Source organism: Bacillus sp. X1(2014) (assembly GCF_007678255.1).
Window position 1 is genome coordinate 127,292 of record NZ_VEED01000001.1, and the last position, 16,408, is coordinate 143,699.

Annotated in this window: 16 protein-coding genes and 1 other annotated feature; of the genes, 3 read left to right on the forward strand and 13 right to left on the reverse strand. The window is 38.3% G+C overall.

Annotated features, from left to right (window positions below):
• Position 1: 1 nt before the first annotated feature.
• Genes FS608_RS00625 through trpE form a run of 5 tightly spaced genes read right to left on the reverse strand, consistent with a single transcriptional unit; the run spans position 2 to position 4,404 of the window.
• Positions 2-619 (reverse strand): phosphoribosylanthranilate isomerase, encoded by a 618-nt coding sequence (locus tag FS608_RS00625; protein WP_144547175.1) that lies wholly within the window; start codon positions 617-619, stop codon positions 2-4.
• Positions 616-1,407 carry an indole-3-glycerol phosphate synthase TrpC gene (gene trpC / locus FS608_RS00630; RefSeq protein ID WP_144547177.1) on the reverse strand — a complete coding sequence of 264 codons (792 nt, stop codon included), beginning with the start codon at positions 1,405-1,407 and terminating at the stop codon, positions 616-618. The genes FS608_RS00625 and trpC overlap by 4 nt, the downstream gene beginning before the upstream one ends.
• Positions 1,408-2,436: an anthranilate phosphoribosyltransferase gene (trpD, locus tag FS608_RS00635; protein ID WP_144547179.1), complete on the reverse strand. Its 1,029-nt coding sequence runs from the start codon at positions 2,434-2,436 to the stop codon at positions 1,408-1,410. It abuts the gene before it with no gap.
• Positions 2,408-3,019, reverse strand: a complete 612-nt coding sequence (locus FS608_RS00640; protein WP_144547181.1) for an anthranilate synthase component II — start codon at positions 3,017-3,019, stop codon at positions 2,408-2,410. The genes trpD and FS608_RS00640 overlap by 29 nt, the downstream gene beginning before the upstream one ends.
• Positions 3,016-4,404 (reverse strand): anthranilate synthase component I, encoded by a 1,389-nt coding sequence (gene trpE / locus FS608_RS00645; RefSeq protein ID WP_144547183.1) that lies wholly within the window; start codon positions 4,402-4,404, stop codon positions 3,016-3,018. Before trpE ends, FS608_RS00640 begins: the two co-directional genes overlap by 4 nt.
• A 61-nt stretch (positions 4,405-4,465) precedes the next feature.
• Positions 4,466-4,714, reverse strand: a binding site (T-box leader).
• Between the two features lie 219 nt (positions 4,715-4,933).
• Here trpE and bcbE point away from each other — a divergent pair.
• Positions 4,934-6,220, forward strand: a complete 1,287-nt coding sequence (gene bcbE / locus FS608_RS00650; RefSeq protein WP_144547185.1) for a bacillibactin exporter BcbE — start codon at positions 4,934-4,936, stop codon at positions 6,218-6,220.
• A 28-nt stretch (positions 6,221-6,248) separates the two neighbouring features.
• Here bcbE and FS608_RS00655 read toward each other — a convergent pair whose 3' ends face one another.
• From FS608_RS00655 to FS608_RS00665, 3 genes are read right to left on the reverse strand one after another with little or no spacing between them, the layout of a single operon-like run.
• The gene (locus FS608_RS00655) at positions 6,249-8,117 is read right to left on the reverse strand and encodes a PTS fructose transporter subunit IIABC (RefSeq protein WP_144547187.1); all 1,869 of its coding nucleotides are present in this window, start codon (positions 8,115-8,117) and stop codon (positions 6,249-6,251) included.
• A 13-nt stretch (positions 8,118-8,130) separates the two neighbouring features.
• A complete protein-coding gene (gene pfkB, locus FS608_RS00660) occupies positions 8,131-9,045 on the reverse strand; it encodes a 1-phosphofructokinase (RefSeq protein WP_144547190.1) in 915 nt (304 codons plus the stop codon).
• On the reverse strand, positions 9,042-9,794 hold the full coding sequence (locus tag FS608_RS00665; RefSeq protein ID WP_144547193.1) for a DeoR/GlpR family DNA-binding transcription regulator: 753 nt from the start codon (positions 9,792-9,794) through the stop codon (positions 9,042-9,044). The genes pfkB and FS608_RS00665 overlap by 4 nt, the downstream gene beginning before the upstream one ends.
• Before the next feature lie 528 nt (positions 9,795-10,322).
• Here FS608_RS00665 and FS608_RS00675 point away from each other — a divergent pair.
• Positions 10,323-10,616: a DUF6509 family protein gene (locus FS608_RS00675; protein WP_144547195.1), complete on the forward strand. Its 294-nt coding sequence runs from the start codon at positions 10,323-10,325 to the stop codon at positions 10,614-10,616.
• Positions 10,617-10,653: 37 nt separating this feature from the next.
• On the opposite strand, the gene FS608_RS00680 is transcribed toward FS608_RS00675, so the two are convergent.
• The 4 genes from FS608_RS00680 to ku all read right to left on the reverse strand — a co-directional run bounded on the left by FS608_RS00680 (position 10,654) and on the right by ku (position 13,438).
• Positions 10,654-10,857, reverse strand: a complete 204-nt coding sequence (locus FS608_RS00680) for a cold-shock protein (RefSeq protein WP_186328561.1) — start codon at positions 10,855-10,857, stop codon at positions 10,654-10,656.
• Between the two features lie 183 nt (positions 10,858-11,040).
• Positions 11,041-11,241, reverse strand: coding sequence for a cold-shock protein (locus tag FS608_RS00685; RefSeq protein WP_132094519.1), 201 nt, complete (start codon positions 11,239-11,241; stop codon positions 11,041-11,043).
• A gap of 293 nt (positions 11,242-11,534) precedes the next feature.
• Positions 11,535-12,497, reverse strand: coding sequence for a nucleoside hydrolase (locus FS608_RS00690; RefSeq protein WP_144547197.1), 963 nt, complete (start codon positions 12,495-12,497; stop codon positions 11,535-11,537).
• A 110-nt stretch (positions 12,498-12,607) separates the two neighbouring features.
• Positions 12,608-13,438 carry a non-homologous end joining protein Ku gene (gene ku / locus FS608_RS00695; RefSeq protein WP_144547200.1) on the reverse strand — a complete coding sequence of 277 codons (831 nt, stop codon included), beginning with the start codon at positions 13,436-13,438 and terminating at the stop codon, positions 12,608-12,610.
• 129 nt (positions 13,439-13,567) lie between these two features.
• On the opposite strand from ku, the gene FS608_RS00700 reads away from it, so the two are divergent.
• Positions 13,568-15,412 (forward strand): DNA ligase D, encoded by a 1,845-nt coding sequence (locus tag FS608_RS00700; protein WP_144547202.1) that lies wholly within the window; start codon positions 13,568-13,570, stop codon positions 15,410-15,412.
• A 7-nt stretch (positions 15,413-15,419) separates the two neighbouring features.
• On the opposite strand, the gene dapF is transcribed toward FS608_RS00700, so the two are convergent.
• Positions 15,420-16,403 (reverse strand): diaminopimelate epimerase, encoded by a 984-nt coding sequence (dapF, locus tag FS608_RS00705; RefSeq protein ID WP_144547204.1) that lies wholly within the window; start codon positions 16,401-16,403, stop codon positions 15,420-15,422.
• Positions 16,404-16,408: the final 5 nt, after the last annotated feature.

A 16,408-nucleotide genomic window follows, 5' to 3' on the forward strand; every position in this document is an offset into this window, starting at 1 on the left:
TTTACCTCCCTACAGGTGTGCTTTTCGCTTTTTCTATAAATGTTTTAATCTTCTCTAAATCCTTCTTCCCATCGGTTTCTACCCCCGAGCTAACATCTACCATATATGGTCGAATAATCTTTATCGCTTCTTCCACATTTTTTGCATGCAAACCACCGGCAAGGATAATTTTGTGATTATTAATTAAGGTAGGGTCAACCTCATTCCAATTAAATACCGTTCCATTTCCACCTCTGTATTTGCCCTTAGGACTATCTAATAAAATAAACTCGCATGGATAATCAGCCAATGCTGCTAAGCCTTCATTTCCTTGAAAACTTATTGATTTAATCACAGGCAATGACAGCGATTTACTAAATCGTCCTGTTTCGTCTCCGTGTAATTGGATATGTGTAAGGCCTACAGTAGAAGCAATTTTCTCAATTTCTTCACGTGATTCATTTACAAAAACACCGACCTTATGAACCTCTACTGGTAAATAACCAATTATTTCTTGCGCTTTCTCAATGGTGACTCTGCGCTTACTTTCTGCAAAGACAAACCCAATAGCATCAGCACCATAACGAGCCGCTTCTATCCCAGTTTCTACGTCAGTGATTCCACAAATTTTCACTTTCATTTAATGACACCTCCAATAAGTGGCAAGCGAAAGTCTAAAAAGGATTGTTTCACATCTGGACTTTTCATTAACGCTTCGCCCACTAATATTCCATTAGCTCCTGCATTTCTAACGCGTGCTACATCCTCTTGGTGATGAATCCCGCTTTCACTAATGAGATACGCACCAGAGTTTTTAACAATCGATGCTAAGGTCTCCGTCACCTCCAGGGAGACATGAAAGGTCTTTAAGTCACGATTGTTTACCCCAATCAACTTTGCACCAGTCTTTAGTCCTACTTCCAATTCTTCCCGATTATGAACTTCGACCAATACTTCTAGACCTAGCTCCTTAGCGTATTGAAAAAGTTCAACCAATCTCTGTTCATCTAAGGCAGCTACTATCAATAAAATAATATCCGCACCATTTGAGGCGGCAAGCTTTATTTGCAATTCATCTATGATAAAGTCTTTACAGAGAATCGGCAGATTCACTTTACTCCGAACTGCTCTTAAATCGGAGAAAGATCCTTTAAAAAAAGTTTGGTCCGTTAAAACAGAAATAGCTGACGCGCCATATGCTTCATATAATCCCGCCTGATAGGCAGGATCAATCGAATTATTAATGATCCCTTTCGAAGGCGATGCCCGCTTAAACTCTGAGATAATCGATATTTGATCAGTTGTTTTAAGTTTTTGAATAAATGATCTTCTCGGCTGGTTTGTTTCTTCGAATAGTTGGTTCCCTTCTCGCAGGAATAGAACTTCTTTTTTCTTTTGTTCAATAATTTTATCTAAAATGGTTGCCACTTATATCGCCTCTTTCTGCCCTGCTGCTTGAGATTTTTCAATTAGAGTGGTTAATTTTTCATAAGCAGCTCCAGAATCAATGATCTCTTTTGCTACGTGGATACCTTCCTCAATGGAACTTGCTTTTCCAGCTGTAAAGATTCCGAGCCCCGAATTAAGTATTACCGTGTCGCGGTAAGCGCCCTTTTCCCCTTTTAACACATTAATCAAAATCCCAGCGTTTTCCTTGGAGTCACCACCCTTAATACAACTGTTATCATATTGTGGAAGATTGACTTCTTCAGGAAAGAATGACTGATTAGTAATGATACCATCCTCTAAAATGGTTAAATGGTTTTCCCCCTGAAGCGATGCTTCATCCATAAAGCCTGCTCCATTGATGACAATGGCCCGCTTGCGTCCTAACTTTAAGAGTACTTCAGCAAACACATTCAATAAATCTCTCCGATACACACCCAACAATTGATAGTCCAACTCAATTGGGTTTGTAAGTGGTCCGATAAAGTTAAATATCGTTGGAATCTTTAATTGTCTTCTGACGGTCATGACTTTCTTTAATTTCGGATGAACATTTGGTGCAAATAAAAAAGATAAGCCAATTTCCTGCAGAATTTCTTCTGTTCTTTCTGCTGAAAGATTTAAATTAATTCCTAAGTATTCGAGTACGTCGGCACTTCCTGTTTTACTCGAAACACTTCTATTGCCATGCTTGGCAACAGGAATTCCAGCACCAGCAATCACAAAAGCAGAAGTAGTACTTACATTGAAACTTGAAGAACCATCTCCTCCGGTCCCACAATTATCGATAACTCCAGAAAATTTCTCTTTAAATTTCAGTGTATTTGCTTTCATTGCTTTTACTATTCCGGTAATTTCTTCAACTGTTTCTCCTTTTGATTTCAAGCCCATTAAGAAGGCAGCAATTTCGGATTCTGAAACCTCTTCACCCAAAATGCAACTAACCGCTTCTTCCATCTGATTTTCAGAAAATGATTCACGTTCAGCTAATTGGAGTAAATAATTCTTCATTTTTCTCCATCCTCTCTATCTCATTTAAAAAGTTATTCAGGATTTGTTTGCCGGAAGGAGTACCGATCGACTCCGGATGAAACTGAAGCCCAAAAACAGGATAGTCACGATGTCTGATCGCCATAATTTCCTGATCTTCGTCAGAATGAGCGATGCACTCGAGCACTTCAGGAATACTACACTTTTCAATAATTAATGAATGATAGCGCATGACTTCTAATGGGTTGGGTAGATCTGCAAATAATCCATCGCACTGATGCGAAATGAATGATGTTTTACCATGCTTGATTAGGGCTGCTCTTTTTATCTCACCACCGAATGCTGCACCGATGGCTTGATGGCCAAGACAAATCCCTAAAATTGGTATTTCATTAAAAAATGTTTGAATTAATTCGATGCAAATTCCGGCATCCTCTGGCTTTCCTGGTCCCGGGGAAAGAATGATTGCTTTAGGGTTTAATTCCTTGATTTGTTCCATGCTTAGCTGATTATTCCTAAAAACTGTTGTCTGTTCCCCTAGTTCTCCTAGATATTGATAGAGGTTGAATGTGAACGAATCAAAATTATCAATCAGTAAAATCATTTCTCACCCTCCAAGAAAGAGTTTAGTTTGTTTATCGTCTCTTGATATTCGGACTCTGGATTTGAATCATACACGATCCCAGCTCCGGCTTGAATATAAGCCGTACCCTCTTTTAAAATCGTCGTCCGAATGGCAAGGGCAAAATCCATATTTCCATCGGCGGATATATATCCAACAGCTCCTGAATATAACCCTCGTTTTGACTTTTCCAAAGAGTTAATAATCTCCATGGCTCGAACCTTAGGAGCTCCTGAGACAGTCCCGGCAGGCAGACAGGCAGCAAGCGCATCTATGGCTGTCTTGCCAGAATTTAAATGACCGCTTACTTCTGAGACAAGATGCATCACATGACGATATTTCTCCACTGCCATATACTTATCCACTTGAACGGACCCAAATTCGCAAATTTTTCCGAGGTCATTTCTGCCAAGGTCAACTAGCATCTTATGCTCTGCCAGTTCTTTTTCATCATTTTTCAATTCTTGTTCAATCAACAAATCTTCTTCATTTGTTTTCCCGCGTCTTTTTGTACCAGCGATAGGATTCGAAATAACTTTCTGTGCTCTTGTTTTAATTAAGCTCTCAGGAGATGAGCCAATCACGGTATAGCCGTCATAATCAATATAAAACATATAGGGTGTTGGATTATTTGCACGGTGTTGGCGATAAAGTGATAATGGGTCTCCATTAAATGCTGATTTCATCCTCCTCGAAAGAACCACCTGAAAAATATCACCAGCTAAAATATGCTCCTTCGCAATTTCTACATTTTTGATAAAGGTTTCTTTTGTTGTTTCAGAGACAAAGCCTGAAAAATTAAAAGGCTCTTCTGTTGGGTAAAAAGTAGGCTGTTTGAGTTCTTCTATTCTGCGCTCGATTCTTTTTTCAATTACAGCGGTGTCGCTCTCCTTTGTTAAAGGACAACCACAAATCAAAACCTTGTCTTGGAGATGATCAAAGACTATTACTTCTTCATAAAACATTAAGTGTACATCCGGCATTTCCATACCGTTTGGAAATTCCTCTCCTATCACTTCATACTGCCTAATAATGTCATAACCTACAAATCCAACTGCCCCTCCAATAAACGGGAAGGGATACTCTTCAAAGCCCCTTGGCGGGATAAGTGTTTTTAACACTTCTAGAGGATTTCCCGTTAAAACTTCTTTTTCACCATTCCGCTTAAGAATCTCATTCCGATCTCCCCTCGAAATAAGTTCAAAGGCCGGTTCTGCACCAATAAAGGAATATCGACCAGAATCATTATACTTATGTGAACTTTCTAAGAGGAATTTCTTTTTCCCGTTTATTTTTTTTAAGATGGAAATTGGTGTAAGCGTGTCTCCTTTGATTTCCTTTATGAAATAATCTATTTTAGTTTTCATGTTAGGACTCCCTTCAAAATAAAAAAAAAATCGCCCTCTATATGCGCAAAAATTTACGCATATAGAGGACGATTCTATGGTCGTGGTGCCACCTCTGTTTGAAGCAGTTGATTTCCCTGCTTCCTCTTCAGATACGGAACAATCTGTTCGATATCCTATCCTTTTAACGGTGGAGACCCGTGCATCCCTACTTAGATTCAAGATGCCTCTCACAAGTCCATTCCACAAATCCTTTCCTATCGGGCTCCCACCTACCCCGACTCTCTTTGAAGAAATAAATTAGTGTACTCCTCTTGTTCAACGAGTTAATTATTTAACTTTGATTTATATCCTACGCAAATTTCAAGCTGAAGTCAAGGAAAAGATTTATAAATTTTTAAATTAGTTTGAAAATTCACCTTCCTCCTCTAAGGCTTTATATCATTGGCCAATTTATTAATTCCATTTAAAGGATGCTTTCACAAGGTTTTTTTAAAGTGAATAAGCGAATAGTAATAGTAGCATATAACGAAGGCGGGATTGAAGATTAATGGAGCATATTGAGCATTTAAGCCAAAATCCAAAAGCTGCGAAAAAGAAACAATCAGCAGCGGGACAAAAGCGATCGAATGAAATAGCTAATCAGAAGTGGGCAATCATCTCACTGTCTTCCATTCCACTAGTCATGACGTTGGGTAACTCCATGTTAATACCTGTTCTACCTTCAATGGAAAAAAAATTATCGGTTTCTTCCTTTCAAACCAGTATGGTTATTACTGTTTATTCGATTGTTGCTATTTTCCTAATACCTGTTGCAGGTTATTTATCAGACCATATTGGTCGAAAAAAGGTCATTATTCCAAGCCTTATCATTGCTGGAATTGGCGGGCTGATTTCAGGTTTTGCTGCGTGGAAAATGGATGATGCCTATTGGATTATTTTAGCTGGCCGGGCCCTTCAAGGGGTTGGAGCAGCTGGAGCAGCTCCAATCGTTATGCCATTGGTTGGTGATATGTTTAAAAATGAGGATGATGTTAGCTGCTGTCTAGGACTAATTGAAACATCGAATACATTCGGAAAGGTATTAAGTCCTATTTTAGGGGCTTTTCTTGCGGGATTCATTTGGTTTATGCCGTTTTTTTCCTTTCCAGTATTTTGTGTCATTTCTGTTTTGATGATTATGTTCCTGGTCAAAAGTCCAAAATCAACAGAGAAACCAATCCCATTTAAAGCTTTTTTCATCAATGTGAAGAAAACCTTTACTGAAAAGGGCCGCTGGCTATATGCCATCTTTTTTATTGGCGGAATCTTAATGTTTGTCCTTTTTGGAATTTTGTTTTATCTGTCTGAGCTTTTTGAAAAAGAATATGGTATTAAGGATATCAAGAAAGGATTCTTTCTAGCTTTACCACTTGGTGCACTTTGTTTATCTTCGTTTATCAGCGGAAAAGTGATTAAGAAAAATAAAGTTCTTATGAAATGGATTACATTTGGCGGGGTGATTGCTACAGCCCTATCGATTGGTGCCTTGTGGTTTTCGATAAAACTTTGGTACGTAATTACCATGTTTCTAATTAGCGGTGTAGGTATTGGTTTAGGGCTTCCTTGTCTAGACGCCCTGATTACTGAGGGTGTTGAAAAGGAAGAAAGAGGCACCATCTCATCAATTTATAGTTCAATGAGATTTATTGGAGTGGCGGCGGGACCGCCGATTATTGCATTGTTACTAAAGAAAGAAACTCATTGGATTTTTATCCTATTAGGTAGTTTAAGTATTATTGCAGCCATTGTCGCATTGATAGCGATCAAACCAACGGCACAAGACCAAAAGAGCTGAGGTTAGTCCTCAGCTCTTTTGATACGTTTTATTTTACTGGTTTTTTTAGAAAACCGATTAATAATGCTGAAACAACAGAGCCCACTAAAATGGCGAGTGCATAAAGAAGGGCACCATTTTCTACCAATGGGACGACGAATATTCCACCATGTGGGGCACGGAGACCAATTCCGAATGCCATCGATAGTGCACCTGCGATGGCCGAACCAGCCATAACAGAAGGAATAACACGTAATGGGTCAGCTGCAGCAAAGGGAATCGCGCCTTCGGTAATGAAGGATAAGCCCATAACATAACAAGCTTTTCCTGCGTCCCTGTCTTGATCATTAAATTTATTTTTGAAGAATGTCGTTGCAAGAGCAATAGCTAACGGTGGAACCATACCTGCAGCCATAATTGCCGCCATCGGCTCATAGACACCACTTGATAATAATCCTGTTCCAAATACATAGGCAGCCTTGTTTACTGGCCCCCCCATATCAAAGGACATCATAAGTCCAAGAACAATACCTAATAAAACTGCATTACCTGTCCCAAGTCCTGTTAACCAATCAGCAATCGTTCCATTTAACCAAGCAACTGGTTTGTTGACTACATATAGCATGATAAAGCCTGTTATTGCGATACCAAAAAGCGGGTAAAGTAAGATGCTCTTAATACCTTCTAAAGATCTAGGAAGTCCAGCAAATACTTTTTTAAGAAGAAGGACAACATATCCTGCTAGAAAACCTGCGACCAAACCGCCAAGGAAACCAGCTCCACCACTTGCTGCCATCATACCGCCAACCATACCAGGTGCAAAACCAGGACGGTCTGCAATACTTAAAGCAATGAACCCTGCTAAAACAGGAACAATGAGTCCAAATGCATTACCGCCGCCAATCGTCATTAAGGCTTCAGAAATAGGATTATAAGTAGCATCATCCGGCTTAAATGAGTTATAACCAAACATAAAGCATATCGCAATTAAAATCCCGCCTCCAACAACAAACGGAAGCATGTTAGAAACACCATTCATTAAATGCTTATAAAATCCTGTACGTGAACCTTTTTGATCGGCTGCTTTTTCGCTTTGGCTGCCATTCCCTTTAAATATCGGGGCATCCTGATTTTGTGCCTTGTTAATTAATTGTTCTGGACGACGAATTCCTTCAGCCACCGCTGCCTGAATCACATGCTTACCTTTGAACCTATCCATTTCAACATTGATATCTGCGGCAATAATAACTGCTGTTGCATTTTCAATTTCTTCTTTTGTCAGGACATTTTTTGCACCGCCAGAACCATTTGTCTCAACCTTAATGTCCACACCCATTTCAGCTGCTTTTGCTTTTAGAGAATCAGCCGCCATATAGGTATGGGCAATACCCGTTGGACAACCCGTTACAGCAACGATAAAGTTTTTCTTAGTTTCTGTCGTGGGTACGGTTTCCTGTTTGTCTTCTTTGTCGAAGCGGTTAATAGTATCAAGAATTTCTTCTGGAGTCGTCGCCTTTAAAAGCTCATAACGAACTTCCGCCTTCATTAACAAACCAGAGAGCCGTGCTAATGCTTCTAAATGTGTATTATTCGCACCATCTGGGGCAGCAATCATGAAAAATAAATGTGCAGGTTTTCCGTCCAATGATTCATAATTCACACCAGTAGCTGATTTTCCAAAGACAATTGCTGCTTCTTTTACTACTTTTGTTTTAGCATGCGGGATGGCGATTCCATCTCCAATTCCCGTTGTACTTTGCTCTTCACGTTTTAAAATGGCTGCTTTAAATTCAGCACGATCAGATATTTTGCCAGCAGTATAAAGAACATTTACTAGTTGATCAATCGTTGCCTCTTTTTGATTGCCCTCAATATTTAATAGAATCGTATTTTTCGATAACAATTCAGTAATTTTCATGACATTCTCTCCCTTATCGAATCTCTTTTATATGAACTTGTGGAAGAAGTTCTTCTACTTTTTCCTTCGTACATAAACCAAGTGAAAAGGCTGTTGCACTTCCTGATGCCACACCATAGCGAAAAGATTCTTCAATATTTCTAGTTTTCACGTAAGCGGCTAAGAAACCTGCGACCATCGAGTCACCTGCACCTACTGAGTTTTTCACTTCTCCTTTTGGAACTTCTGCCAATAGTGTTGTTTCACTATTGATCAGAACCGCCCCGGCACCAGCAAGCGAAACAATTACATTTTTTGCCCCCATATCAACGAGTTTCTTCCCGTAGGGAATGACTTCTTCCGCGGTGGTAATAGTTGTTTCAAATAGTTCCCCAAGCTCGTGATGATTCGGTTTGATTAATAATGGTTGATAAGGGAGAACTTTTTTCAATAAATCTCCTTCTGCATCCACTACAAATTGTGCACTGCTTTCACTACAAATTTTGACCAGTTCCTCATAGGTTGTTTTCGGTAAACTACTAGGAATGCTCCCAGCCAGGACCAATAAATCATTGGCACCTAATTGCTTAATTTTTTGCTTTAGTAATGAGAAGTTTTCTTCGGTAATTTTCGGTCCTTTTGCATTAATCTCGGACTCTTGACCCGTTTTTAGTTTTACATTGATTCGTGTATCTTCATCGACTTGAACAAAATCTGTTTCAATCTTTTCCTTTTGAAGATATTGCTCAATATAAGCACCGGTAAAACCACCAACAAAACCTAGTGCTATACTCCTAGTGTCAAATTGGTTCAAAACTGTTGACACATTGATTCCTTTCCCGCCTGGAAATTTCGCCTCATCGACTGTTCGATTTAACTCACCAATCTGAAAGCTCTCTAGTTTAACGATATAATCAACAGAGGGGTTTAACGTCAATGTATAAATCATGCTGTCACAACCTTTATTGTAGTTCTATTTAAGTATTGCTTTTTTGATTCGTCATCCAATTCATTCGTAATAATGGCCGCTTCGTGTATATCTGCAATTTTGGCAAACGAGATTTCGGCAAATTTTGAATGATCAGCTATTACATACGTCTCTCTTGAAAGTGAAATAGCCTTTTGCTTTACCATGGCCTCCTCCTGATCTGGCGTGGTAAACCCAAATTGTGGATGAATGCCATTCACTCCTATGAAACATTTATCAAAACGGTAAAGGTCTAAGCATTCTATGGCTCCCCTTCCGATGAAAGCATTAGTATTAGGCTTCACCAAGCCGCCAATTAAATAAGTGGTTATACCCTTTTCTAATAATGGTTTTAAATGCATGAACCCATTCGTGACAACAACGATATCCTTAAAAGGGAGGAATTCAATCATTTCAATTACAGTTGACCCTGCATCAAGATAAATGCTGTCTCCTTCTTCAACTAAACTGGCTGCGTATTTTGCAATCAGTCGCTTTTCTTGAAGGTTTTTGGAAGATTTCTCAATCATACTGGGCTCTTGAAGTTTCCCTTGTAATCTTGAGGCACCTCCATGTATTCTCTTTAAAAACTTTTGGTCCTCTAATTGTGAAAGGTCACGGCGTATAGTTGACTCCGAAGACTCCGTTAACTCCATAATTTCGGTAATTTTAACGACATTTTTCTCTTTTAATAATTGTAGAATCACTCGATGACGTTCTGGTGTTAACATGTCATCACCACCTAGATTTTTTATTCTATAACTACATAATACTGAAAACGATTGCAAATATCAATCATTTTCTTTCAAAAACAATCAAATTTTGAACGATTTTGAACGATTTCTGAAAATTTATAAATTACCACAGTATAATATGTAGGTTGTCCTGTTTTTTAATATATAAAAAAACACCAGAGATATTGAAAAAGTCTCTTAAAATTAGGTTCTGTGTTTAAATTAGCTGTTGATTTCCGCTCCAGACGGATTCGCTTTCCGCAGGCGTGCCGGGGAGCCTCCTCGGCGCTGAAGCACCTGCGGGGCCTCCCTGCCCCGTACTCCCGCAGGAGTCTTCGCCGCCTTCCACTCCAATCAACAGGTTCTTTTATTAGGGTAAAATAAAAAAAGGTATAATTCCTCATTATTAAGGGATTATACCTATGTAAAAAATCACAATTCACGCTAAAAATATCAAAAACGATTCAATTTTTTCTTGTTGAAACAAATATGTGTATAATAGTATGGATGAATATTTTGCAGAGGATGATACACTTGAACATTACTGGACACACTGTTGAAAAATTAGAAGATCCATTCGGTCTATTATCAGGTGACCGTTATGAGTTTTTCCTAGAATTAGAAGTTGATGAAGAAGATGAGCTATTTTCAGATAAAGGAATTGGCCTAAGAACCATCTTTGTTAGCGATGAAAATGGTGAAAAAATCACCAATTTTTATCTTTATGAACAAGGGAGTGAAAATGTGCTGGATTTTGCTCTTGAAGAAGATGAAGAGGCATTAGTCCTTGCCTATTGTAAAGAGCATGCTAAAGATTAAAAAAACAGGGAGTGATTAAATCGCTCCCTGCTGCTTATTACATAAAGTTTTTACTATGGTTATGAATTACTTGTAATTCTTTTGTTGTTAAACTCATTTCACTTTTACAAATCGGGCATAATGGCACATCTGTGCTTTTAAAATTATCGCGTACCCAGCATTTACAAGTTGCTGAATTACATACCCATATTTTCGTTTCTTCTAATTTGATTTCCTCATCATTTTTTCTACCAAACGCCAAAACGATCACCCCTTATAATTAGTGCATGACTGTTTTTACTATTTTGTTTGTTAGCTAAATAATATGGAAATACATCATTTAGCAGTGTCCTATTGCCACCTAAAACTAGTTTTTCATATATAAAACTTTATAGATAAAAAGGTGATGCTAAATCTAGTGCATCACCTTTTTATTTTAATAGAATTAAACTGCTTTAACGTTAGAAGCTTGTGGTCCACGAGCACCTTCAACGATTTCGAAAGATACTGATTGGCCTTCTTCTAAAGTTTTGAAGCCTTCTGATTGAATTGCTGAAAAGTGAACAAATACGTCTTGACCGCCATCTGCTTCGATAAATCCAAAACCTTTTTCTGCATTAAACCATTTAACTTTACCGTTATTCATGAAATAACCTCCAAAATAATTGTTCACTTTAATTTTCAGTTAAAAAAAATAAAAAAGACGTACTGACACGTTTGGGTAATAGACATCACCCACATCTTCGTGCAGTTACGGCTACCTAAACAAATAAATATTTAACTAACTTAAAAGCGTATCTTCATTTTAACAGATTTTGGCCATATCGTCAATTGAATTTCAAAAACTAGGAAATTCAGAGAAAATATTTCAGAATTTATAATAGCTTACCAGACTTGTCTCAAACATACAGAAAATGAAACTCTAGGACATGAGTTTCATTATTCTTTATTAAAATTACCTTGTAAAAATACTTCCATAAAGTTAACGACAAATTTCTGTATATCCGCTTCTATACCGATGTAATCAAGAGTAACTACGGGTTCTTTATCCGGTTTTGGACGAAAATCAGCAATACTTTTTCCTTTGGCATTCCCGAATTCCTCGACTCTTACTCGTCTTGGAATATATTTCACCAACTCAGGCTCTGTTAACGCCATGAGTGGGACGACATCATGAAGTGGTGCTCCCTTAATACCCGGGACATTTTTCTGATATGCTTTATAGTAATAATCAAATGCTGGTTTTAGTAATAGACGAAAAGGTGTAGGGCTGTTTTTGCTTAGAAAGTCAATAATTTCGGGTGTGATGAGGGCTTTATTGGTTACATTGAGAGGAAATAAAAAAATATTATGTGCTTTTTCCATAACCGAATTTGCCGCAATTGGATCAACATAAAAATTCGCTTCTGCTTCAGCGCTAATATTGCCCGGGACCAAAAAAGCCCCACCCATAATATAAAAAGCGTTGACTCCTTTTAATGCGTCATTTCCATATAAGATAAACATCAATGCTAATTCGGTCAATCTTCCGACAGATACAATCACAAGATTCCCTTTAAATTGATTAACAATTTCAATAACTTTGTTAATATCATAAACTTTTGTATTCTTGATCGTATCTGGTGGTTTTATGGGTCCTAATCCTTCTTTACCATGTATTTCTGGGTAATATACGATTGGTTCACCTGATAGAGGTCCTGCGGCCCCTGCAATAATTGGAATATCTTCTCTTCCTCCTAAAGTTAGCAGATAAGCTGTGTTCTTAACCGATTTTTCTTTTGGGGTATTACCATAACCACTGACAATACCAACCAGGTTAATTTTTGGATTTAGTAAGGCATACATTATGGCAAAAGAATCATCGATACCTGGATCAGCAATCATAAGGACATTAGTTGCCATGCGTATCTCCCCCAATAAATTATATTTCTAAAAAATATGCGATTTAATTGGTTGAAAGAACTAATATAAAAACCGATTCGTGGATTCGAATCGGTTTTGTCAACACTTTCCTATGCTCGTTTTTTGACTCTAGGTGCTGCTTTCTTTCTTGGCGCAGCTGTTTTTGAAGGTTTTGTCCTGTCAATGGATGCTTGTAATGCGGCCATTAAGTCCGTGACATTTGAAGCAACTTCCTTCGTAGCTGCGGATACGGTTTCTTGTCCATTTCGTTTCGATTCAATTAACTCAAGCAATGCAGTTCTGTAATCATCCGTATACTTTTCTGGGTTAAAATCTGTTGTCAATTGGTCAATCAACATGATCGCAGTATCAAGTTCTCTTTCCGTCACCTTATCTTCAGCAGGCACGCTCGGTACATCACCCGCTTTTCGAACTTCATCTGGATAGTGGATGGTTTCCATGACTAAAACATTTTCATACACACGTATGACTGCTAATTGCTCTTTTGAACGAATGATAATTTTAGCAAGGCCCACTTTTTGTGACTCCAATAAGGCTTTTCTTAGCAAGGAATAGGCCTTGCCTCCACCCTCACTTGGAGACATATAATAACTACGATCGTAGTATATGGGATCAATTTGGTCCATTTTAACAAAGTCAACAATTTCAACCGCTTTATCCTCGTTTTCTTTACGTAACTTCTCAAGCTCTTCATGATCTAAGACGACAAATTTTCCCTTTGTATATTCATACGCTTTAACAATATCCTCTGGTTTCACTTCTTCCTCACAGACAGAACATATCTTCTCATATTTAATCGGAGCATGACATTTGTTATGCAGGGTTCGAAGTTTGATATCTTTATCTTCTGTTGCTGTATGGAGTTTGATGGGTATATTTACAAGCCCAAAACTGATACTGCCTTTCCACATCGTATGCATCGTGTATTTCTCCAATCTTTTTGTTTTATTTTGCGTTACTAAGACATTCACATTCCTAAAAACATCTGGAAAAGAATGAATCTAAGTATTTTTAAACAAAATATATGAAAAAGAAGGGACCAATTATCCATGAAGCCGATGCTGCCCAGTCTTACATTCGATCTCCCTGTTCATCCTGAATGGCTCTATGAAGTAAAATATGATGGATTTCGCGCCCTTTTAGAATGGAGTTCTCATGGGATTAAACTAATTAGCCGGAATGAAAAATCTCTTCTCCCCCAATTCCCAGAAATTAAGGAATTTTTATTAGAACACGAAGATCAATTTAAACCGTTTCTACCTTTACATTTAGACGGAGAACTAGTCTTATTAGAAAACACACACAAGGCCAATTTCTCGATGATTCAAGTTCGCGGGCGATTAAAATCAGAAAAAAAGATCAACGAGCAAGCCAGAAAATCCCCTTGCCGCCTAATGGTGTTTGACATACTCATGAGCGCTGGAAAACCGTTACGTTCACTTAGTTTTCAAAAACGCAAAAAGGAACTCATCAAATTGTTCGAAAAAGTCGGTTTTGCACTCGGGGCTGACCCTTACAACGAACAACTTCTTCAACTTGTCCAGGCACATGATGAATTTGAGCCGCTTTGGGAGAAGGTTGTATTGTCTGACGGGGAAGGAATTATTGCCAAACAAAAAAATAGTCTTTGGGAGGAAGGAAAACGCTCCTTACAGTGGTTAAAGTATAAAAATTGGAAATATGTAAGTTGTTTTATCAACGCCTATGATAAAACCAATGGATATTTTTATGTAAGTGTGTATATGGACAAAAAAATCCATCCAATTGGTCAGGTCCTTTTCGGTTTTAAACCAGAAGAAAAACAAGCACTCCAGCAAACGATTAAACAAAATATGCTCCGTGAAGAAGGACAACTAATCATTGTGGAACCGGCCATATGCCTAGAGGTGAAATATTTAGAGCTATATGAAAACCAACTGCGCGAGCCCCATTTTGACCGATTTCGTTTTGATTTAGAACCCGCTGAGTGTACATATGATCGTTTTATCTTTGCACAAAAAAACCTGCCCGGAGACCTAGATATAACCCACCCTGATAAACCATTATGGGAAAATTTAGCGATTAAAAAAGCAGACTATATTCACTACTTGCGAGAAATTTCACCCTATATGCTGCCCTTTTTAAACAATCGCTTATTAACCGTTATCCGCTATCCGCACGGGATGTTCGGTGAAGCGTTTTATCAAAAAAACTGTCCAGATTATGCCCCAGAATTTGTGCAAACACACACAGATGATGGGATTGAGTATATCCTCTGCAATAATTTAAAAACACTCGTTTGGCTTGGCAATCAATTAGCGATTGAGTTCCACATCCCCTTTCAAACCATCGATAGCAGGGGACCAAGTGAGATTGTTTTTGATTTAGATCCGCCCTCTAAGGAGCACTTTCAATTGGCGGTAAAAGCAGCACTACTAATCAAAGAAGTCCTCGATCAATTAAATTTAATCGCCTTCATTAAAACATCCGGAAACAAAGGTTTGCAAATCTACCTGCCTTTGCCGGAAAATGAATTCTCTTATGACGATACAAGATTATTTACTAGCTTTATTGCTGAATATTTGATTTCAAAGGATCCTGACTCCTTCACGATTGAACGAATGAAGAAAAACCGCGGAAACAGACTTTATGTTGATTATGTGCAACATAGCGAAGGGAAAACAATTGTTGCCCCCTATTCGATGCGGGGAAATGAACATGCTGGTGTCGCCACACCCCTTTATTGGGAGGAAGTAACTGAAAAACTCAAACCTGTTTCGTTTAATATGGAAAATACATTAAAGCGCATTCGCCAACAAGGAGATCCCTTTTCAGATTATTTTCAATCAAAATCGATTCAACCGTTTGGACCTGTGTTGGAGGTATTAAAAAAAGGGACGAAAAAAAAAGGATAGGGGCACCCTATCCTTTCATATTCGTTTCAACAAACTTTTTTGCTTCATTTTGCAACTGCTCATAAGAAACCTGTTCAGAATGTTCTGTTTTAGCTGAAACTGTAAACGAACGATTCTCTAGGTCAACATTTACTGTAGCACTATAAAGATAGGTGGCATTCCCTATTAAGTCAATCGAATATTTTCCTTCGCTTTCATGGGCAACACATTGGACTTTGCCGCCATTATTATAAACATTAACGACGCTTTCCAATTCATTTAATTCCTGTAAACATGTGACGAGCGTGGAAGCTGACATAGCAGTCCCACAGGCATTGGTAAAACCTACACCACGCTCAAATGTTCTTACATAAATAGAACCAGGCTGTAAGTGCTTAACAAAGCTTACATTGACTCCGTCCGGGAACAAATCATTAGGACCATTAACTTTTTCACTAAGCTGTTTTTGAAGGTCGCCTTCTAGCTGTGCTGCTTCAACAATAGCAATTAGATGCGGATTGGGAACCGCCAGTGCTGAAAACCTTAAATCTGCTGATAGTTCTTCAATTTTTTCATTGAAAAGAGTTGGTTTATTTAAATTTAATGGAAGAGCCCTTAATTCAAACAAGACTGGAGAAATTTCCACCTGATAAGTATGGATATCTGGTAACAGGTCGTTTTGTTTGCTCACCTTTAAATTTGCTTTCATTGTTTCAATTACGGCATTATTTTGGCCAAGATGTTCACATACATATCTCGCAACAAGCCGTAATCCATTTCCACACATTGATGCTTCAGACCCATCTGAGTTAAAGACTCGCATTCGACCATCCGCATTTTTGCTATTCATCACGAAAAGAATCCCGTCTGCCCCTAATTCAGACTGACGGTTACATAACAAATTCGCGAGTTCCGCACGTTCACTTTCCGAAAATGCATATCCATTCGACATTTCATCAATGATTAGAAAGTCATTTCCCGATCCATGACCTTTTATTAATTGGACTTCCATTGTTC